Source organism: Roseovarius sp. PS-C2, from assembly GCF_018862045.1.
GTDB lineage: Bacteria > Pseudomonadota > Alphaproteobacteria > Rhodobacterales > Rhodobacteraceae > Roseovarius.
In genome coordinates this window covers 127,850-146,222 of sequence record NZ_JAHKSQ010000001.1, presented here as the reverse complement: position 1 = coordinate 146,222, position 18,373 = coordinate 127,850, and the positions used below count along the sequence as shown (strand labels likewise).

At 63.6% G+C, this 18,373-nt stretch carries 16 protein-coding genes; 9 read left to right on the top strand and 7 right to left on the bottom strand.

Annotation, left to right across the window (positions count from 1 at the left end):
- Positions 1–68: 68 nt before the first annotated feature.
- A complete protein-coding gene (locus KPG71_RS00710) occupies positions 69–1,232 on the top strand; it encodes a M20 aminoacylase family protein (RefSeq protein ID WP_216336021.1) in 1,164 nt (387 codons plus the stop codon).
- Positions 1,233–1,317: 85 nt separating this feature from the next.
- On the opposite strand, the gene KPG71_RS00705 is transcribed toward KPG71_RS00710, so the two are convergent.
- The 4 genes from KPG71_RS00705 to moaA all read right to left on the bottom strand — a co-directional run bounded on the left by KPG71_RS00705 (position 1,318) and on the right by moaA (position 5,344).
- Positions 1,318–1,881: a DedA family protein gene (locus tag KPG71_RS00705; RefSeq protein ID WP_216336019.1), complete on the bottom strand. Its 564-nt coding sequence runs from the start codon at positions 1,879–1,881 to the stop codon at positions 1,318–1,320.
- An 85-nt stretch (positions 1,882–1,966) separates the two neighbouring features.
- Positions 1,967–3,013: a glycosyltransferase family 4 protein gene (locus tag KPG71_RS00700; RefSeq protein WP_216336017.1), complete on the bottom strand. Its 1,047-nt coding sequence runs from the start codon at positions 3,011–3,013 to the stop codon at positions 1,967–1,969.
- Between the two features lie 35 nt (positions 3,014–3,048).
- The gene (locus KPG71_RS00695; protein ID WP_216336015.1) at positions 3,049–4,329 is read right to left on the bottom strand and encodes a 3-deoxy-D-manno-octulosonic acid transferase; all 1,281 of its coding nucleotides are present in this window, start codon (positions 4,327–4,329) and stop codon (positions 3,049–3,051) included.
- Between the two features lie 7 nt (positions 4,330–4,336).
- The gene (gene moaA, locus KPG71_RS00690; RefSeq protein ID WP_216336012.1) at positions 4,337–5,344 is read right to left on the bottom strand and encodes a GTP 3',8-cyclase MoaA; all 1,008 of its coding nucleotides are present in this window, start codon (positions 5,342–5,344) and stop codon (positions 4,337–4,339) included.
- Positions 5,345–5,430: 86 nt separating this feature from the next.
- On the opposite strand from moaA, the gene KPG71_RS00685 reads away from it, so the two are divergent.
- Positions 5,431–5,946, top strand: a complete 516-nt coding sequence (locus KPG71_RS00685; RefSeq protein ID WP_216336010.1) for a hypothetical protein — start codon at positions 5,431–5,433, stop codon at positions 5,944–5,946.
- A gap of 69 nt (positions 5,947–6,015) precedes the next feature.
- Here the strand turns inward: KPG71_RS00685 and glmS are convergent, their stop codons facing one another.
- The gene (gene glmS / locus KPG71_RS00680; protein ID WP_216336008.1) at positions 6,016–7,839 is read right to left on the bottom strand and encodes a glutamine--fructose-6-phosphate transaminase (isomerizing); all 1,824 of its coding nucleotides are present in this window, start codon (positions 7,837–7,839) and stop codon (positions 6,016–6,018) included.
- Entirely contained in the window at positions 7,839–9,194 is a 1,356-nt protein-coding gene (glmU, locus tag KPG71_RS00675) for a bifunctional UDP-N-acetylglucosamine diphosphorylase/glucosamine-1-phosphate N-acetyltransferase GlmU (RefSeq protein ID WP_216336006.1), read from the bottom strand. The genes glmS and glmU overlap by 1 nt, the downstream gene beginning before the upstream one ends.
- A 143-nt stretch (positions 9,195–9,337) precedes the next feature.
- Between glmU and KPG71_RS00670 the strand changes: the two genes are divergently transcribed.
- The 5 genes from KPG71_RS00670 to KPG71_RS00650 all read left to right on the top strand — a co-directional run bounded on the left by KPG71_RS00670 (position 9,338) and on the right by KPG71_RS00650 (position 14,850).
- On the top strand, positions 9,338–10,003 hold the full coding sequence (locus KPG71_RS00670) for an HAD-IA family hydrolase (protein WP_216336004.1): 666 nt from the start codon (positions 9,338–9,340) through the stop codon (positions 10,001–10,003).
- A gap of 103 nt (positions 10,004–10,106) precedes the next feature.
- Positions 10,107–11,300 (top strand): DegT/DnrJ/EryC1/StrS aminotransferase family protein, encoded by a 1,194-nt coding sequence (locus KPG71_RS00665; protein ID WP_216336002.1) that lies wholly within the window; start codon positions 10,107–10,109, stop codon positions 11,298–11,300.
- 267 nt (positions 11,301–11,567) lie between these two features.
- Positions 11,568–12,731 (top strand): isovaleryl-CoA dehydrogenase, encoded by a 1,164-nt coding sequence (locus KPG71_RS00660; RefSeq protein ID WP_216336000.1) that lies wholly within the window; start codon positions 11,568–11,570, stop codon positions 12,729–12,731.
- Between the two features lie 81 nt (positions 12,732–12,812).
- The gene (locus KPG71_RS00655; RefSeq protein WP_216335998.1) at positions 12,813–13,274 is read left to right on the top strand and encodes a lysozyme inhibitor LprI family protein; all 462 of its coding nucleotides are present in this window, start codon (positions 12,813–12,815) and stop codon (positions 13,272–13,274) included.
- A gap of 16 nt (positions 13,275–13,290) precedes the next feature.
- Entirely contained in the window at positions 13,291–14,850 is a 1,560-nt protein-coding gene (locus tag KPG71_RS00650; RefSeq protein ID WP_216335996.1) for an AMP-binding protein, read from the top strand.
- 74 nt (positions 14,851–14,924) lie between these two features.
- Here KPG71_RS00650 and KPG71_RS00645 read toward each other — a convergent pair whose 3' ends face one another.
- Positions 14,925–15,539, bottom strand: coding sequence for an OmpW family protein (locus tag KPG71_RS00645; RefSeq protein WP_216335994.1), 615 nt, complete (start codon positions 15,537–15,539; stop codon positions 14,925–14,927).
- A 155-nt stretch (positions 15,540–15,694) separates the two neighbouring features.
- Between KPG71_RS00645 and KPG71_RS00640 the strand changes: the two genes are divergently transcribed.
- Positions 15,695–17,299, top strand: coding sequence for a carboxyl transferase domain-containing protein (locus tag KPG71_RS00640; RefSeq protein WP_216335992.1), 1,605 nt, complete (start codon positions 15,695–15,697; stop codon positions 17,297–17,299).
- 39 nt (positions 17,300–17,338) lie between these two features.
- Positions 17,339–18,301, top strand: a complete 963-nt coding sequence (locus KPG71_RS00635; RefSeq protein WP_216335991.1) for a nitronate monooxygenase family protein — start codon at positions 17,339–17,341, stop codon at positions 18,299–18,301.
- Positions 18,302–18,373: the final 72 nt, after the last annotated feature.

Here is an 18,373-nt window from a genome sequence, read left to right as displayed (position 1 = left end):
TGCCGTTTGACGCCAATCCTGCCCGGCTGTAGCGTCACGCCACACGCGCCGCAGGAAAGGACACTTCGATGCCCGTCAAGAACCGCTTTGCCGAGTTGCACGACCAGATCACCGAATGGCGGCGCGATCTTCATGCCCATCCCGAAATCCTGTTCGACACGCATCGCACGGCGGCGCTGGTGGCCGACAGGCTGCGCGACTTCGGCTGTGACGAGGTCGTCACGGGCCTGGGCCGCACCGGGGTTGTCGGGGTGATCAGGGGGCGCAATACCGGCTCGGGCAAGGTGGTGGGGCTGCGCGCCGATATGGACGCGCTGCCGATCCATGAAACCACCGGGCTCGACTATGCCAGCCAGACACCGGGCAAGATGCACGCCTGCGGCCATGACGGACATACCGCGATGCTGCTTGGCGCGGCGCAATACCTGGCCGAAACCCGCAATTTCGACGGCATCTGCGTTGTGATCTTCCAGCCCGCCGAAGAGGGCGGCGGCGGCGGGCGCGAGATGTGCGCCGACGGGCTGATGGACCGCTTCGGCATTCAGGAAGTGTACGGCATGCACAACTGGCCCGGCGTGCCCGAAGGCACCTTCGCCATCCGACCGGGGCCGTTCTTTGCCGCGACCGACAAGTTCGAGATCACCGTGACCGGGCAGGGCGGCCATGCCGCCAAACCCCATGACACGATAGACCCGGTGGTGATCGCCAGCCATCTCGTGCTGGCGCTGCAATCCATCGTCAGCCGCAACGCCGACCCGACCGAGCAGGCCGTCGTGTCGGTCACGGCGATGAAAACCGGCTCGGACGCGTTCAACGTGATCCCCGACCGGGTGGAGTTGCTGGGCACCGCCCGCAGCCTCAGCCCCGAAATGCGCGACCTGATCCAGAACCGGATGCAGGCGCTGTGCGACAGTATCCCGGCGGGGTTCGGTGGCCGTGCTGTGCTGGAGTACGAGCGCAACTATCCGGTGATGGTCAATCACGACGCCCAGACCGAATTTGCCGCCGACGTGGCGCGCTCGGTCTCGGGGCAATGCGCCGACGCGCCGCTGGTCATGGGCGGCGAGGATTTCGCCTTCATGCTCGAAGAACGCCCCGGCGCCTATATCCTTGTCGGAAACGGTGACACGGCAATGGTCCACAGCCCCGATTACAATTTCAACGACGCGGTGATCCCCGCCGGATGCAGTTGGTGGGCCGGGATCGTGGAACAGCGGATGCCGTTGGGCTGAAACCGGCGGGTGCGCGTACAGGGCGTTGGTCCGGCATCGTTCGCGGGCCTCCATCGCGGAAATGCCCGCGGCTTTTGATCCGGCGCTACTTTTTCTTTCGCTTTGAAAGCAAATGACCGATCGTGAAGACGACGGCGAAAGCGACGATTGCCGCCATCAATTTCCATTCGATCTGTTTGGCCTGGCCAAAGAAAGCCTCGATCGCACTTCCGAAGGAATAGCCAAGGGCCAGAATGGCCGCCGTCCACAGCAAGGCCGCAATGATGTTCAGGATCACGAACACAGGAAGCGGCATTCGGCTGAGCCCACAGGCAAGTGCCCCGGCGATCCGCAAGCCATAGATAAAGCGAAACGACAGAACGAATGTCGTGGGGTGTTGGTGAACTTTCGTCAGGGAGTGCTGCACCATTGATCTGGCAACCATGCGTTTGACGATTTTTCGCTCCGAACCGAAGCGGCCAAGCGCAAACCAAATCTGGTCTCCGATTGTCGCGGCACATGCCGCAACGAAAAAAACCGATGGCAGGGACAGTATGCCGTGATGGGCTGCCAACGCCGCCAAAACAACGATGGTTTCACCTTCCAGAAGACTGCCCGCGAAAACGGCCAGCAAACCATAATTTTCAATCAGGGCTTCGGTCGTGGTCATGACTGTCTCTGACAAGGCGGCATATTGGCGGCCAAGGGTTACACGGCCGGCTCGCACAGTACATCTGATTCATGCCGCACAAGGTTCACGCCTCGTCCAGCAACCCTCGGTAAATCGCGCACAGCGCCTCGGCCTCCTGTTCGATCCGGCAATGGGTTTCGGCATGGGCGCGGGCGTTGCGGGCCCATTCGGCGCGCAGGTCCGCATCGTCCAGCAGCCGCGCGGTGGCCGCTGTCATCGCCTCCAGATCCTCGATGTCGACCAGCGTGCCGGTCTGCCCGTCCTGCACCAGCTCCTCGAACGCGCCCGCGCGGGTGGCGACCACCGGACTGCCGCAGGCCATCGCCTCCAGCGGGGTCAGGCCGAACCCTTCCCAGCGTTGCGGCGCGATATAGAGATCCAGCGCCTTGAACCAGCGCGACACGTCCCAATGCGGGTCTTCGGGCAGGAACAGGAACCGATCCTGCAACCCCGCCGCCGCGACCTTGTCCACCAGCCCCTTGTGAAAATCACGGAACTGATCGGTCACCCCGCCCATCATCACCGCCACCGCATCGGGCCGTTCGGGCAGCAGGCGCAGCATCATGTCGGTGAACAGATCGTTGCCCTTCTGCGGGCGGATGCGCCCGAAACAGCCCACCAGAACCTTGTCCTGCGGTAGGCCCAATTCGGCCCGCAGCGCCGCCTTGTCGGCCACGGGGGCGAACCGCTCCACGTCGATGCCGTGATGGATCACCTGCGACTCGACCTCCAGGAACGAGGCCGAGCGCGCCGAGGTCGCCACCACCTTGTCCATCTGCCGGATCATCCACTTGGTCAGCTTCTTGTGGTCGCGCTGCGCCGCCGAGGTGAACATCAGCTTGAGATCCTTGCGCAACAGGCGCTTGAGCGCGATCCCCGCCAGCATCTCGTTGTTACGCCGCGCATGCCACACGCGGCGGCGTCGGCTCATCGTCGGCAGGCAACCGGGCGGGATGTGCGGGATGCCTTCGGGAATGTTCGGCCCGCAGGTCGCCACCGCCATGCTGCGCGCCTGAATCGGCACCAGCCGGAACACGGTCGAGGTCACGCCCGACATTCGGGATTTGAAATTCGGGGCGATCACGTCGATGGCGTCGGCGGGGTTGGGCATGACGGCGGCCTTGGCTGAACTGGTTTCGCGCGCTCTTACACCGGATCGACCAGCGCGGAAAGGTCCAGCGCCAGCGCATCCAACGCATCCTCCTGCGCAGCGGCAAAGGCCGAAACGCGATCCCGCGCGCCCTGCAATGCCGCCGGATCGTCAAGCCACAGCGCGACAGCCCCGGCCAACGCCCCGGCATCCGTCACTTCGGTGCTGGCGCGCGCCGCGTCCAGCTCACCATAGGTATCCGCGAAATTCGCATAGAGCGGACCGTGGATCAGGGCCGATCCCGCATGGGCGGGCTCATACGGGTTGTGCCCGCCCACCGGGCTGAACGACCCGCACAGGCAGGTGATGGGCGACAGTGCATACCACAGCCCGGTTTCCCCCAACGTGTCGGCCAGATACACCTGATCGCCCGTGCCCGGTAGCGCCCCGGCAGAGCGCTGCGCATGGCGCAGCCCGGCCTTGCCGATCAGCGCGGCGATGTCGCCTGCCCGTTCGGGATGGCGCGGCACGAGGATCAGCAACAGCTCGGGGTGCGTCTCCAGCAATTGCCGATGCGCCTCCAGCACGATCTCGTCCTCGCCGGGATGGGTGGAACTGGCCAGCCAGACCGGGCGCGCGCCGATACTCTGCCGCATCTGGCCGAGGGTTTCTGCGTCAAAGGGCAGGGGCCCGGACAGCGACTTCAGGTTCTGCCCCACCTGCGCATGGGTCAGCCCGATATCGCGCAAATGCCCCTCGGTGCGCTTGTCCTGACAATGGATCATGGAAAACACGCTCAGCAAATGCCGCGCCGTGGTGCTGAACCGTTTCCAGTTCCGCGCCGAGCCGTCCGAAATGCGCGCGTTCAGCAGCGCCATGGGAACACCCGTCGCATGGGTCTTGTTCAACATCTGCGGCCAGAATTCGCTTTCGACGAACACCGCCAGATCGGGCTGCCAGTGATTCAGAAACCGCCCCACCGCCGGGCCGCTGTCCAGCGGGGCGAACTGATGGGTGCTACGCGGCGGCAAACGGTCGGCCAGTATCTTGCCCGAAGTCGCCGTCCCCGAGGTGATCAGGAAATGCCAGTCGTCATGCGCCTGCGCCATATGCGCGATCAGCCGCAGCACCGACAGGCTTTCGCCTACGCTGGCGGCATGAAACCAGATCAGCGTTCCTTCGGGGCGGGGTTGCGTGGCCCGGCCCATTCGCTCACCGAACCGGGCCGGGGGGATGCCCTGCGCACGCAGCTTGGCCTTGACCCGGTTATAGGCCACCGGGGCCAGCAGGTTGGCCGCGGCCGCATACAGCCGCAGGGGCAGGGGGCGTCGGCCCATGCGCGCCTCAGCCGCCCGTATGGCTCATGTGGCGCGACACGCGCCCGTCCACCGTCTGGCGGGAATAGTCGAAATCGTGCCCCTTGGGCTTGAGCGTGATCGCCTGCCGGATCGCGGCCTCCAGCGGGGCGTCGTCGCCGGGATTGTTGCGCAAGGGCGCGCGCAGGTCGGCCATGTCTTCCTGTCCCAGGCACAGGTACAATTCCCCCGTGCAGGTCAGGCGCACCCGGTTGCAGCTTTCGCAGAAATTATGGGTCAGCGGCGTGATGAAGCCGATCTTCTGCCCGGTCTCTTCCAGCCGCACATACCGCGCAGGCCCCCCGGTGCGTTCGCTCAACTCGGTCAGCGTGTATCGCTGCGCCAGATCCTTGCGCAGATCGCTCAGCTTCCAATACTGGTCCAGCCGGTCCTCGTTGCCGATATCGCCCATCGGCATGACCTCGATAAAGGTCAGGTCCATGTCGCGGCTTTTGCACCAGTCGACCAGCGCGAACAACTCGTCCTCGTTGAACCCCTTCAGCGCCACGGTGTTGATCTTGACCCGCAAACCGGCGCGTTGCGCCGCGTCGATGCCCTTGATCACCTGTGGCAGGCGGCCCCAGCGGGTGATATCGGCGAATTTCTTCTCGTCCAGCGTATCGAGCGAGATATTCACCCGCCGCACGCCCGCTGCATAGAGATCGTCGGCGAACCGCTCCAGCTGACTGCCGTTGGTGGTCAGCGTCAGTTCCTTCAGATCGCCCGAGTCCAGATGCCGGGTCATGGCGTTGAAAAAGGTCATGATTCCCTTGCGCACCAGCGGCTCACCCCCCGTGATGCGCAGCTTTTCAACACCCATGCGCACGAAGGTCGCACACATGCGGTCCAGCTCCTCCAGCGTCAGCAGTTCTTTCTTGGGTAGAAAGGTCATGTTCTCGGACATGCAATAGACGCAGCGGAAATCGCAGCGGTCCGTGACAGAGACGCGCAGGTAGGAAATCGCGCGTTGGAAAGGGTCGATCAATGGTGCGGTCATAAGAATTTACCTAAGGCGTGACGCGGTATGGGGCAAGGCTGATCTTGCAGATTGAAGCGCCCCGTGGGCGGCAGTATGGTCAGGATATGAAACCCGTGTTGATCAGTGTCGTTCTGGGTATTTCCCTGGCCGGTTGCGCCCAGGTCGAGGGACTTTTTGACCGCTCCCGCGCAACGGCGGCAGAGGACTCCGCAGCCGTTCCCTCCGAGGTCGATCCGTCCGGCGTTCGCCCGCCGGAAACCGCGCCGGTCCCCGTGTCCGGCGCACGCACCGCCGAGGCATTCGACACCACCACCGAACAGCAACGCGCCGAGGCCGTGGCCGGGGCCGCACCGGCAGGCGGTGAAACCGATCTCGGCACGACCATCGCGTCCCTTGGCGCACCGGGCGAGCCGGGGTTCTGGCTCAAGACGCCGCTGGCCGATGTGCCGGGCAAGGGGCGGGTCGAATACCCGGACAAGGGAACCTCCGTCGTGGTCGACCTGATCCCGCTCGCCGACGCGCCGGGTGCGGGCAGCCAGATATCGCTGGCCGCCATGCGCGTGATCGGGGCCGATCTGACCGGCCTGCCCGAGCTTCGGGTGTATCGCCTTCCCGACTAAATTGGGGCGCTGTGCACGTTTCGTACGAAACCCGCGTACACTTCGTACAAAACGTACGAAACTCCGAGGCTATTCCACCGTCACCGATTTCGCCAGATTGCGCGGCTGATCCACGTCGGTGCCTTTTGCAACCGCCGTGTGATAGGCCAGCAATTGCGCCGGAATCGCATAGAGGATCGGCGCCAGAAGCGGATCGACCTCGGGCATTTCGATCAGACGCCACACCCCATCGTCGGTTTCCGCAGCGCCCGCATGATCGGTGATCAGCATCACCTTACCGCCACGCGCCATGACCTCCTGCATGTTGGAAACGGTCTTGTCGAACAAGCCATCCCGCGGAGCCATCACCACGACCGGCATCCTTTTGTCGATCAGCGCGATGGGGCCGTGTTTCAACTCGCCAGACGCATAAGCTTCGGCGTGTATATAGCTGATTTCTTTGAGTTTCAGGGCGCCTTCAAGCGCCAGAGGATACATCAGCCCCCGGCCCAGGAACAGCGCGTTGTCAGCCTCGGACAGACGGCGCGCGGCCTTGGCGAAATCATCGTCCAGTTCAAGCGCGTGATTGATCGTGGCGGGCAGCCCGCGCAGGCTCGACAGCGTGTCGGCCATGTCATCGGCCGACATCGCACCCCGGTCCTTGGCGGCCTTCAGCGCTAGCAACAGAAGCACCGTCAACTGGCATGTAAAGGCCTTGGTCGAGGCAACGCCGATTTCGGCTCCGGCATGAATCGGCAGCGCCAGATCGCTTTCCCGCGCGATCGAGCTTTCATCCACATTGACCACCGACAGGATCGTATCGGCCTTCCCCTCGCAATAGCGCAGAGCAGCCAACGTATCGGCGGTTTCGCCCGACTGGCTGACAAAAATCGCGCAAGTTCGGGGGGTTACGGGCGGTTCGCGATAGCGGAACTCGGATGCGATATCGACTTCGACGGGCATGCCGGCCAGTTGTTCGAACCAGTATTTCGCGGTCAGGCAGGCGTAATACGCGGTGCCGCAGGCCACCATGGTCAGCCGGTCGAACCCGCTGAAATCCAGCCCGTCGCCGGGCAAGGTCACGTCACGCCCGTCCGCCGACAGGTAATGCCCAAGCGCATCGCCGATCACGGCGGGTTGCTCGGCAATCTCCTTGGCCATGAAATGCTTGTGCCCGGCCTTGTCGACGCGGGTATTGCCGATGCGGATACGCTTGACCGGTCTGTCGACGGTGTTTCCCGTTTCGTCGGTGATCGTGACGCCCTCGCGCGTCACGACGGCGATATCGCCCTCGTCCAGATAGGTTACGCGGTCGGTCATCGGCGCCAGAGCGATGGCGTCGGAACCAACGAACATTTCGCCCGTGCCGTGGCCAACGGCCAGCGGGCTGCCCTTGCGTGCGGCGACCAGAAGATCGGGCTCGCCATCGAACAGGAACAACAGGGCATACGCGCCTTCGAGCCGTTCGATGGTGCGTTTCGCCGCCTCGACCGGAGGCAGGCCCTGATCGAGGAAATGCCGGGCCAGCAGGGCGACGGTTTCTGTGTCGGTGTCGGTTTCGTGGCCGATCCCCTTCGTCGCCAGATCGGCGCGCAGATCGCGATAATTTTCGATGATGCCGTTGTGCACCACGGCCACCGGCCCGGCGCGGTGCGGATGGGTGTTGGCCAGATTCGGCGCACCATGCGTGGCCCATCGGGTGTGCCCGATCCCGGCCTTGCCCGCCAGCGGTTCGTGCACCAACAGGTCCGACAGGTTGACCAGCTTGCCGACAGCTCGGCGCCGATCCAGGCGCCCATCTTTCAGCGTGGCGATCCCGGCGCTGTCATAGCCGCGATATTCCAGCCGCCGCAGGGCCTCAACCAGGGTTGGGGCAACTTCATGCTGTCCGAGTATGCCTACAATACCGCACATTATCCTGCCCCTTTGTCACGTTTCGCTTTTTTAGACTTTAGAATATCGAACAATTTACGTGCCATGCCGGGTTTGACCGTCTGGTCCCCGCGGGCGATGGCAAGCGCCCCATCCGGGACATCGCGCGTGATGACCGACCCCGAGGCCGTCATCGCCTCGTCGCCGATGCTGACCGGAGCGACCAGCATGGTGTTCGACCCGATAAAGGCATTGCGGCCAATCTCGGTGTGGTGCTTCATGACACCATCATAGTTGCAGGTAATCGTCCCCGCGCCAACATTCGTCGCCTCGCCCAGATGGGCGTCGCCGATATAGCTGAGGTGATTGACCTTCGCACCGGCGTCGATCACCGCATTCTTGATCTCGACGAAATTGCCGATGCGTGTATCCTCGGCCAGTTCAGCGCCGGGCCGCAGGCGCGCATAGGGGCCGACCACCGCACCGCGTGACACATGGCATCCTTCGAGATGCGAAAACGCCCTGATCCGCGCGCCGGATTCGATGGTCACTCCGGGGCCAAACACGACATTGGGTTCGATGACAGAGTCCCGGCCGATCACGGTATCATGGGCGAAATGCACGGTTTCGGGGGCGGTCAGTGTGATTCCGTCGGCAAGGGCCGTTGCTCGTGCGCGCGTCTGAAAAGCGGCTTCGGCTACGGCCAGTTCGGCACGCGAATTCACGCCCATCGTTTCGGATTCGTCACAGGCCACGGCTGTCGCCGACAAGCCCCGCTTACGCGCCAGAGCCACGATGTCTGTCAGGTAGTATTCGCCACTGGCATTGTTGTTGTCGATCTCTGAAATCAGGCTGAACAACAGGGGCGCGGGGGCCGCGATGACACCGGAGTTACAGAACGTAATGGCGCGCTCGGATTCATCGGCATCTTTGAATTCGACAATTTTTTCAAGGGTTTCGCCCGTCATCTTCAGGCGGCCATACCGGCCCGGCTCCGCCGCTTCGAACCCGAGAACCACGATGTCGTGTTGCTCCCGTGCTTTGGCCATGTGGGCCAGCGTTTCGGGCTGGATGAACGGCGTATCGCCATAGAGAACCAGCGCATCGCCTTCGTAGCTGTCCAGCAGTGGTGCCGCCTGTGCCACGGCATGCGCCGTGCCTTTCTGTTCTGACTGGAGGGCGATCTGCGCGTCGCCATCAAAGTCCTGCGCGGCCTCGGTCACGGCCTCGGCCCCATGCCCGGCCACAATCACCGTCCGGTCTGGCGCAAGGGCTGCACCAGCTTTCATCGCGTGGACCAAAAGCGGCGCACCGGCCACCTGATGCAGTACCTTGGGCAGGTCCGATTTCATGCGCGTGCCCTGACCGGCGGCCAGGATGATCAAGGCTGTACTCATGGATGTTTCTCTTTGTATTCCTGCGTTGACCGTTTTATCGGGTTGCCACCGCTACGCAAGGAGGCAGTGCATCAAACTGAATTGCGGTATATGTCAGCCATGCGCGGAAAACTGCGCATTTAAGCAAAAAAGGGCAGGTGGCGATGCGGACGGTTGTTTTCGATCTGGACGGAACTTTGGCGGATACCAGCGCCGATTTGATTGCGGCGGCAAATGCCTGTTTTCGCGCTATGGGTGTGGGCGATCAGCTGGATGTGCGGGACGACGCCGCCACGGCGTTTCGCGGGGGCCGTGCGATGCTCAAGCTCGGGCTGGAACGTCTGGGGCACACGAAATGCGAGACCGAAGTGGACCGTCAGTATCCGCTGCTTTTGCAGGCCTATGAGGCGGCTATCGACACGCACACGCTGCTGTATCCCGGTGCGATGGACGCGGTCGAGGCGTTGCGCAGCGCGGGGTACAGGGTAGCGATATGCACCAACAAACCCGAGAAACTGGCGCATTTGCTGATGACCCGGCTGGGGGTGCTGGACGCCTTTGGTGCGCTGATCGGAGCGGATACCTTGCCCGTGCGCAAGCCCGATCCCGAACCGCTGCGCGAGGCGGTGCGCCGGGCGGGTGGAAACCCTGAGCGCTGTTTGCTGGTCGGGGACACCGTGACCGATCGTGAAACCAGCCGGGCGGCGCGGGTGCCGTCGGTGCTGGTGACCTTCGGGCCGGACGGGCACTCGGTGGCCGATCTGATGCCGGAGGCCTTGTTGAGCGATTACAGCGAGTTGCCGGATATCACCCGCCGGTTGATCGGGTAGGGCGTTCGATGGTTGTGCAGGGAATGTTCGGGAATACCGAACTCTGCATGCGCTTTGTGGTAAACAGATTGACCGCGCAGGTTTTGCCCCTCAGAACAGGGACATGACTGAGATATTCAAAGGCAATTTCACCCAGCAGGAGCCGATCCCCGAGGACGGGATTGCCGCGGCGCTCGAGGTGATGCGCAGCGGTCGGTTGCATCGCTATAACCTTGCCCCGGACGAACCGGGGGAAACGGCCCTTCTGGAACGGGAATTTGCCGCCTATACCGGGGCGAAATACGCACTGGCCGTGGCGTCGGGCGGGTATGCTTTGGCCACCGCATTGCGGGCCGTGGGCGTCCGGACGGGCGACCGGGTGCTGACCAACGCCTTTACGCTGGCCCCGGTGCCAGGGGCTATCGCGAGTGTCGGCGCGGTGCCGGTATTCGTCGGCGTTACCGGTGAATTGACGATTGATCTCAATGACTTGAAGGCCAAGTCGGACCAGGCCGATGTGCTGATGCTGAGCCATATGCGCGGGCATCTGTGCGACATGGAGCGGCTGATGCGCATCTGCGATGACGCCGGAATAACCGTGATCGAGGATTGTGCGCACACCATGGGCGCGGCGTGGAAGGGGCGTGCTTCGGGGCGGTGGGGCAAGGTGGGGTGCTATTCGACCCAGACCTACAAGCATATGAATTCCGGCGAAGGCGGATTGCTGATCACCGATGAAGACGAGATCGCGGCGCGCGCCACGATCCTGTCGGGCTCTTACATGCTCTATGGGCGCAACGGGACGGTGCCGCCTGAGGACGTGTTCGAGGGGGTGAAATACGAAACCCCCAATGTTTCCGGGCGGATGGACCATCTGCGCGCGGCAATCCTGCGACCGCAACTGGCCCGGCTGGATGCGCAGTGCGCGGCGTGGAACGACCGTTACAAGGTGGTCGAAGATGGCCTGCGCGGCACGCCGGGCCTGGCCGTGGTGGAGCGTCCCGAAGAGGAAACCTATGTCGGCTCGTCGATCCAGTTTCTTCTTTTGGATTGGGGGGATAGCGCGATTGACGAGGTCATCGCGCGTTGCCTGAAGCGGGGGGTCGAGCTGAAGTGGTTCGGCGGGGCCGAGCCGGTGGGCTTTACCAGCCGCTATGACAGTTGGCGTTATGCGCCGAGCGAGGCGATGCCCGAGTCCGACCGTATTCTGCGCGGGATTCTGGATATGCGCCTGCCTTTGACCTTCTCCCTGGAGGATTGCGCATTGATTGCGCGGATCATCCGGGCCGAGGTGGGCGCTGTGTATCAGGCTGCGTAAGGCTGATCTTAACCTCTATGAGCAAAACCTTGTGCCGCCGCGCCGCGGATGAGTCGGTGCGCCGGAATTTCCCTTGTTAACAAGGTCAAACGCCTCAAATTGCCGTGTCGGTATCACGTCGGTAATGCATCGGTGTCGCGTCGGTGCGCGGGGTCGGATCGGCCAGGGTTAACGGGCCGGACACCACGACGGGATTGACCCGACTCGACTCTTGCGCCTATAAATGAACAAGTGTTCAATAAATGCCGGAAGCGGGAGGCAAGGCGGATGTTCAACGCGGTGATGCAATACGACCTGGGTGAGGATGTGAACGCCCTTCGGGATATGGTTCACAGGTGGGCGCAGGAGCGCGTCAAGCCGATGGCGGCGGAGGTGGACCAAACCAACGCCTTTCCCAACGAACTTTGGAAAGAGATGGGCGAGTTGGGCCTGTTGGGTATTACGGTGCCCGAGGAATACGGCGGTGCGGGCATGTCGTATCTGGCGCATGTGATCGCGGTAGAAGAGATCGCGCGCGCCTCGGCCTCGGTGTCGCTCAGCTACGGGGCGCATTCCAACCTGTGCGTGAACCAGATCAAGCTGAACGGCAATGATGAGCAGAAGGCGCAATACCTGCCCAAGCTGGTCAGTGGCGAGCATGTCGGCGCCCTGGCCATGTCCGAGGCCGGTGCGGGCAGCGATGTGGTGTCGATGAAGCTGCGCGCTGAAAAGCGCAACGATCACTACAAGCTGAACGGCAACAAATACTGGATCACCAACGGACCGGATGCCGATACGCTGGTGGTCTACGCCAAGACCGATCCCGAGGCAGGCTCCAGGGGAATCACGGCCTTTCTGATCGAAAAAAGCATGAAAGGGTTCTCGACCAGCCCGCATTTCGACAAGCTGGGGATGCGCGGCAGCAACACCGCCGAGTTGATCTTTGACGATGTCGAAGTCCCGTTCGAGAACATTCTCGGCGAAGAGGGCAAGGGCGTGCGCGTATTGATGTCGGGGCTGGATTACGAGCGCGTCGTTCTGGCGGGTATCGGCACGGGGATCATGGCCGCCTGTCTGGACGAGATCATGCCCTATATGGCCGAGCGCAAACAGTTCGGGCAGCCCATCGGGAATTTCCAACTGATGCAGGGCAAGATCGCCGATATGTATACGGCGATGAATTCTGCGCGGGCCTATGTGTACGAAGTCGCCAAATCCTGCGACCGGGGCGATGTCACCCGTCAGGATGCCGCGGCGTGCTGTCTTTACGCCAGCGAACAGGCCATGGTGCAGGCGCACCAGGCGGTGCAGGCCATGGGCGGTGCCGGATTTCTGAACGATGCACCGGTGGCGCGGATTTTCCGCGATGCCAAGCTGATGGAAATCGGCGCGGGCACCTCGGAAATCCGCCGGATGCTGGTGGGGCGCGAACTGATGGGAGCCATGAGTTGAGCCATTCTGGCCGCATCTGTGCGTCAAGGGCGATCTGTGGTAGTGTGGAGCGTGTCACGCCGCACTGCCACGGGGGTCGCTATGCGCTGGATCGTACTGCTTTTCATTTTGATTTTACCTTCAGTTTCTCATGCTCAATCCGCCAGCCGATCGGATGTTGCGCAGATCGAGGACTGCGTTCGCAACTATTCGAAAGGGGCTCCGCAGGAGCGGGTGATCGGCGGATGTGTCGGAATCATCGACGGCGCCTGCCGCAACAAGACAACCATAGAGATCGCCGAATGCATCATGCGCGAAACGGCAGCGTGGGATTACCTGCTCAATGCCTGGTGGAAGCCCATGAAGGCGCGGGCGCAGGCCAACGGCAACTGGGATCGGCTGCTGAACGCGCAACGGCAATGGATCAAGGCGCGGGATGCCGAATGTCAGCGCGCCTACGCGTCCGCCGGAGGCGGGTCGATCCGGGTGATCTATGGTGCCGAATGCCAACGCGACCTGACGGCAAAACGGGCGGTGGAGTTCTATTACGCGCTGAACAAATAGAATCGCCGGAGCGGCCATGTTGAGCCGGGGCGACAGCTATGACGTGCTGACCGGCAATTTCCGCTGGAATTTGCCCGAGCGGTTGAACATGGCCGTGCAGGTCTGCGACGATTGGGCGGCGGATCAGCCGGGCCGCGTGGCGGTCATCGACCTGACGCAGGGGCGTCGGGAGACCTCCTATGGCGAGCTTAAACGCCTGTCGGACGGTCTGGCGCGCGATCTGCTGGCCCGCGGGGTCGGGCGCGGCGATCGTGTGGGTGTCCTGCGCAGTCAGGATGCGTGGTGCGTGGCCGCGCATGTGGCGATCTGGAAGATCGGCGCGGTGTCGATCCCTCTGTTCAAGCTGTTTCGTCATGATGCGCTGGCCAGCCGGGTGGGCGATGCCGGGGCGGCGTGGGTGATCTGCGATGCCGAGGGGGCAGGGATGCTGGACGGGATCGCGGGGGCAACACCGCTGATCCCCGAAGAGTTGGTGTTGGACGGTGACCCGTTGGAGCCGGTCGAAACCGGGCCGGACGATCCGGCGGTGCTGATCTATACCAGCGGCACCACGGGCAGCCCCAAGGGGGCGTTGCACGGGCATCGAGTTCTGACGGGGCATTTGCCCGGTGTCGAGATGAGCCACGACTTCCTGGGACAGCCGGGCGATTGCCTGTGGACGCCTGCGGATTGGGCCTGGATCGGGGGGCTGTTCGACGTGTTGATGCCGGGGCTGGCGCTTGGGGTGCCGGTGGTGGCCGCGCGCCTGCCCAAGTTCACGCCCGAGGATTGCGCGCGGATCGTGCGCGAGGGCGGGGTGCGCAACGTGTTCTTTCCGCCCACGGCGCTGCGTATGCTCAAGGCGGCGGATCAGCATATTGCGGGCCTGCGCAGTATCGCCAGTGGCGGAGAGCCCTTGGGGGCCGAGATGCTGGAATGGGGGCGGCAGGCCTTTGGCGTGACGATCAACGAATTCTACGGCCAGACCGAATGCAACATGGTGGCCAGTTCCTGCAACCGGCTGTTTCCGCCGCGTCCGGGGTGTATCGGGAAACCGGCGCCGGGGTTCGGGATCGGCGTGATTGACGACAGCGGCGAGGAAACGGATGGCGAAGGTGACATCGCTGTGCGTCGCGGCGCGGCCAGCATGATGCTGGGGTACTGGAACAAGCCGGATGAAACAGCCGCCAAGTTCCGGGGCGCGTGGATGCTGACCGGGGATCGCGGTGTGTGGGACGAAGGCTATTTGCGGTTCGTGGGCCGCGATGACGACGTGATCACCAGCGCGGGCTATCGCATCGGACCTGCCGAGATCGAGGATTGCCTGTTGCAGCACGAGGCCGTGGCGACAGTGGGCGTGGTGGGCAAGCCCGATGCGCTGCGCACCGAGATCGTCAAGGCGTATGTGGTGCTGAAACCGGGTGTCGCGCCGTCCGGCGAATTGGCAAAGGAGTTGCAGGGCTTCGTCAAGGCGCGGCTGGCGAGCTATTCCTACCCGCGTGAGATCGGGTTTCTCGACGCGTTGCCGATGACGGTGACCGGCAAGGTGATCCGCCGTGAACTGAAAGCGCGTGCAACTGCCGAGGCCGCGTCATGATGGCTTGGCTCACGCATATAACGAAAGGGGCCGGCGCAATGGCCGGCCCCCTGACGTCACTGTTCCGATATGGATCAGAACTTCATCACGTAGGAGACGCCGACAACCAGCGGGTCGATCGAGACGGTGCCGATATCGGTGCCGCCGACGGTCACGTCGGTGTCGATGTCGATCCAGCGAATGTCGGTGCGCAGCGAGGAACGCTCGGTCAGTTTGAAGTCCAGACCGGCATGCAGGGCGATGCCCCAGCTGTCGTCGAGGCTGACGGGGGTGCCGGTCAGCAGGCCGATGGCATTGTCGTCCCAGAAGGTGGTGTAGTTCACACCGACACCGACGAAGGGTGTGACCGACGATTTGTTGGTGAAGTGATAGTTGACCGAGATCGTCGGCGGCAGGTGCTTGGTTTTGACGATATCGCCGAGCGCCGGATGGCTGACGGTGTGTTCGAACGGCCATGCGGCCAGAACTTCGACGCCGATATTGTCCGCGACGAAATATTCGAAGGTCAGGGTCGGGCGCACGTTGTCGTCGACGCTGAGATTCCCGGCCAGTGTGGTGTTGGTCTTGTCGGCGGGCATCACCGAGGCAAAGCCGAAGCCGAGAGTCATATCACCTTGTTCCTGCGCCAGCGCCGGTGCGGCTGCCGTGGCCAGGGCAGTTGCAAGTGTAAATGCGGTGATCTTTTTCATGGTCTTTCCATTCCTATGCGAGTGTTCGCGAACATGGTGGCCGCCGGGCAATTTCTCATTGATTCAGGTCAAATTGCGAAACGCTCGCCGCGATGCGGCATTAATGCAACATTCGGGGCGGGTTTATACCGGCCCCGACCACTCTGGGGGGCAATATGAAGCTTCAGTCCAAGGCAATTCCGTCGTCAGCCGAGTTTCAGGCCAATCGCGACGGTCATCTTGAAGCGATCCGCGTGGTTCAGGAGGCCGCGGCATTGGCCGCAGCGGGCGGGGGTGAGGCGGCTCGCGAGCGCCATTTGAGCCGCGGCAAGATGCTGCCTCGTGAACGGGTGGCCAACCTTCTGGACCCCGGCTCGCCTTTCCTCGAAGTCGGGGCGACGGCGGCGCATGGGCTGTACGAAGGCGCAGCGCCTTGCGCCGGGGTGATTGCGGGAATCGGCCGGGTGCAGGGGTTGGAATGCATGATCGTGTGCAACGATGCCACGGTCAAAGGCGGCACCTATTACCCGATGACCGTCAAGAAGCACCTGCGTGCCCAGGAGATCGCGGAAGAATGCAATCTGCCCTGTATCTACCTGGTGGATTCGGGAGGTGCGAATCTGCCCAATCAGGACGAGGTTTTCCCCGACCGGGATCATTTCGGGCGCATTTTCTACAATCAGGCCAATATGTCCGCCAAGGGAATCCCGCAGATCGCGGTGGTGATGGGGTCCTGCACCGCAGGCGGGGCCTATGTTCCGGCGATGTCGGATGTGACCATCATCGTCAAGGATCAGGGAACGATCTTTCTGGCCGGTCCGCCGCTGGTCAAGGCCGCGACGGGCGAGGTCGTGACAGCCGAGGACCTGGGGGGCGGCGACGTGCATACGCGCCTGTCGGGCGTTGCCGATTATCTGGCCGAGGATGACGCGCATGCCCTTGCCCTGGCCCGCCGGGCGGTGGCCGGTCTGAACCGGGTGAAACCCGCGACGGTCGATTGGGCCAGCCCCGAAGACCCGGCCTATGATCCCGATGAATTGCTGGGCGTCGTGCCTGCCGGTCTGCGCACGCCCTACGATATTCGCGAGGTCATCGCGCGGCTGGTGGATGGATCGCGTTTTGACGAGTTCAAGGCGCGATTCGGGGAAACGCTGGTCTGCGGGTTCGCGCATCTCAAGGGCTGTCCGGTGGGGATCGTGGCCAATAACGGCGTGTTGTTCTCGGAGGCCGCGCAGAAGGGCGCGCATTTCGTGGAATTGTGCAGCCAGCGCAAGATCCCGCTGTTGTTCCTGCAAAACATCACCGGTTTCATGGTGGGCCGGAAATACGAAAACGAGGGCATCGCGCGCCACGGCGCCAAGATGGTGACGGCGGTGGCGACGACCCGCGTACCCAAGGTGACCATGGTGGTCGGCGGCTCGTTCGGGGCAGGGAATTACGGCATGTCCGGGCGGGCCTATCAGCCGCGCTTCATGTGGTCATGGCCCAACAGCCGGATCAGCGTGATGGGCGGCGAACAGGCGGCGGGCGTGCTGGCCACGGTTCGCCGCGACGCGATCGAGCGCAAGGGTGGCGCTTGGTCCGCCGAGGAAGAGGCTGAGTTCAAACGCCCCACCATCGAGATGTTCGAGCGCCAGTCGCACCCTCTATACGCGTCGGCGCGGCTGTGGGATGACGGAATCGTCGATCCGCGCAAATCGCGCGAGGTTTTGGCGCTGAGCCTGAGCGCGGCGCTGTGCGCGCCCATCGACGAAACCCGGTTTGGCGTGTTCCGCATGTAATCGGACAAGGCGGTCAGTGGAAGCAACAGGACAGGTGACATGAGCGCAGTTTTGACAACCCGATTGACCGAGCGGTTCGGTCTGGACGCCCCGATCGTGTCGGCCCCTATGGCGATGGCTGCGGGCGGGCGTCTGGCGGCTGCGGTCAGCGGGGCCGGGGGGCTTGGGTTCATCGGCGGGGGCTATTGCGATGCCGAATGGATCGATGCGCAGTTTTCCGAGGCCGGGAATGGCGCCGTGGGCTGTGGTTTCATCACCTGGGCCCTGGCCGAGCGCGAGGCGGAAGCACCGGGGGTGTTCGATGCCGTGCTTGCCCGCAAGCCTGCGGGGGTGTTCCTGTCATTTGGCGATCTGTCGCCCTTTGCCGAACGCGCGCAAGCCGCAGCTGTGCCGGTGTTCGCGCAGGTTCAGACGGTGCAGGGCGCACGCGATGCTGCGCTGGCCGGGGCCGATGTGGTCGTCGCGCAAGGGAGCGAGGCCGGAGGGCATGGCGCGTCGCGCGGCACGTTCAGCCTTGTGCCCGAGGTGGTGGATGCGGTGGGCGAGCGCGCGCTTGTGCTGGCCGCCGGGGGCATTGCCGATGGCCGGGGATTGGCGGCGGCGCTGATGCTGGGCGCCGACGGGGTGCTGGTGGGCACCCGGTTCTGGGCCAGCGACGAGGCGCTTGTCGCGCCGGGATTCCACCGCGCGGCAGTGGATGCGGATGGGGACCGCACGTTACGCTCGTCCCTGCCGGATATCGCACGGGGGCTGAAATGGCCCGAACCATACACGATCCGCACGCTTCGCAACGCCTGGACCGATCATTGGCAGGATGTGCCGGGTGGACCCGCGTCGGCGCAGGCGCGGGCGGGGTATGTCAAGGCGGTGGCCGATGGGGATGCGGCGGGTGCGCCGGGCATTGCCGGTGAAGCCGTTGGCCTGATCCATGAGGTGCGACCGGCGGGCGAGATCGTCGCGCGTATGGTCGCAGAGGCGCAGGAGGCCTTGGGCCAGTGGTGACGTGCCCTCTGCCTATTCTAATGCCGGTCCGTTCGGGGCAGACGCATGATGCCTCCGGCGGGAGTATTTGGG

What these genes read in the sequence shown, in the direction of transcription:
- KPG71_RS00710 (WP_216336021.1), top strand. Translation starts at nt 69, where the DNA reads ATGCCCGTCAAGAACCGCTTTGCCGAGTTGCACGACCAGATCACCGAA.
- KPG71_RS00705 (WP_216336019.1), bottom strand. Translation starts at nt 1,881, where the DNA reads ATGACCACGACCGAAGCCCTGATTGAAAATTATGGTTTGCTGGCCGTT.
- KPG71_RS00700 (WP_216336017.1), bottom strand. Translation starts at nt 3,013, where the DNA reads ATGCCCAACCCCGCCGACGCCATCGACGTGATCGCCCCGAATTTCAAA.
- KPG71_RS00695 (WP_216336015.1), bottom strand. Translation starts at nt 4,329, where the DNA reads ATGGGCCGACGCCCCCTGCCCCTGCGGCTGTATGCGGCCGCGGCCAAC.
- moaA (WP_216336012.1), bottom strand. Translation starts at nt 5,344, where the DNA reads ATGACCGCACCATTGATCGACCCTTTCCAACGCGCGATTTCCTACCTG.
- KPG71_RS00685 (WP_216336010.1), top strand. Translation starts at nt 5,431, where the DNA reads ATGAAACCCGTGTTGATCAGTGTCGTTCTGGGTATTTCCCTGGCCGGT.
- glmS (WP_216336008.1), bottom strand. Translation starts at nt 7,839, where the DNA reads ATGTGCGGTATTGTAGGCATACTCGGACAGCATGAAGTTGCCCCAACC.
- glmU (WP_216336006.1), bottom strand. Translation starts at nt 9,194, where the DNA reads ATGAGTACAGCCTTGATCATCCTGGCCGCCGGTCAGGGCACGCGCATG.
- KPG71_RS00670 (WP_216336004.1), top strand. Translation starts at nt 9,338, where the DNA reads ATGCGGACGGTTGTTTTCGATCTGGACGGAACTTTGGCGGATACCAGC.
- KPG71_RS00665 (WP_216336002.1), top strand. Translation starts at nt 10,107, where the DNA reads ATGACTGAGATATTCAAAGGCAATTTCACCCAGCAGGAGCCGATCCCC.
- KPG71_RS00660 (WP_216336000.1), top strand. Translation starts at nt 11,568, where the DNA reads ATGTTCAACGCGGTGATGCAATACGACCTGGGTGAGGATGTGAACGCC.
- KPG71_RS00655 (WP_216335998.1), top strand. Translation starts at nt 12,813, where the DNA reads ATGCGCTGGATCGTACTGCTTTTCATTTTGATTTTACCTTCAGTTTCT.
- KPG71_RS00650 (WP_216335996.1), top strand. Translation starts at nt 13,291, where the DNA reads ATGTTGAGCCGGGGCGACAGCTATGACGTGCTGACCGGCAATTTCCGC.
- KPG71_RS00645 (WP_216335994.1), bottom strand. Translation starts at nt 15,539, where the DNA reads ATGAAAAAGATCACCGCATTTACACTTGCAACTGCCCTGGCCACGGCA.
- KPG71_RS00640 (WP_216335992.1), top strand. Translation starts at nt 15,695, where the DNA reads ATGAAGCTTCAGTCCAAGGCAATTCCGTCGTCAGCCGAGTTTCAGGCC.
- KPG71_RS00635 (WP_216335991.1), top strand. Translation starts at nt 17,339, where the DNA reads ATGAGCGCAGTTTTGACAACCCGATTGACCGAGCGGTTCGGTCTGGAC.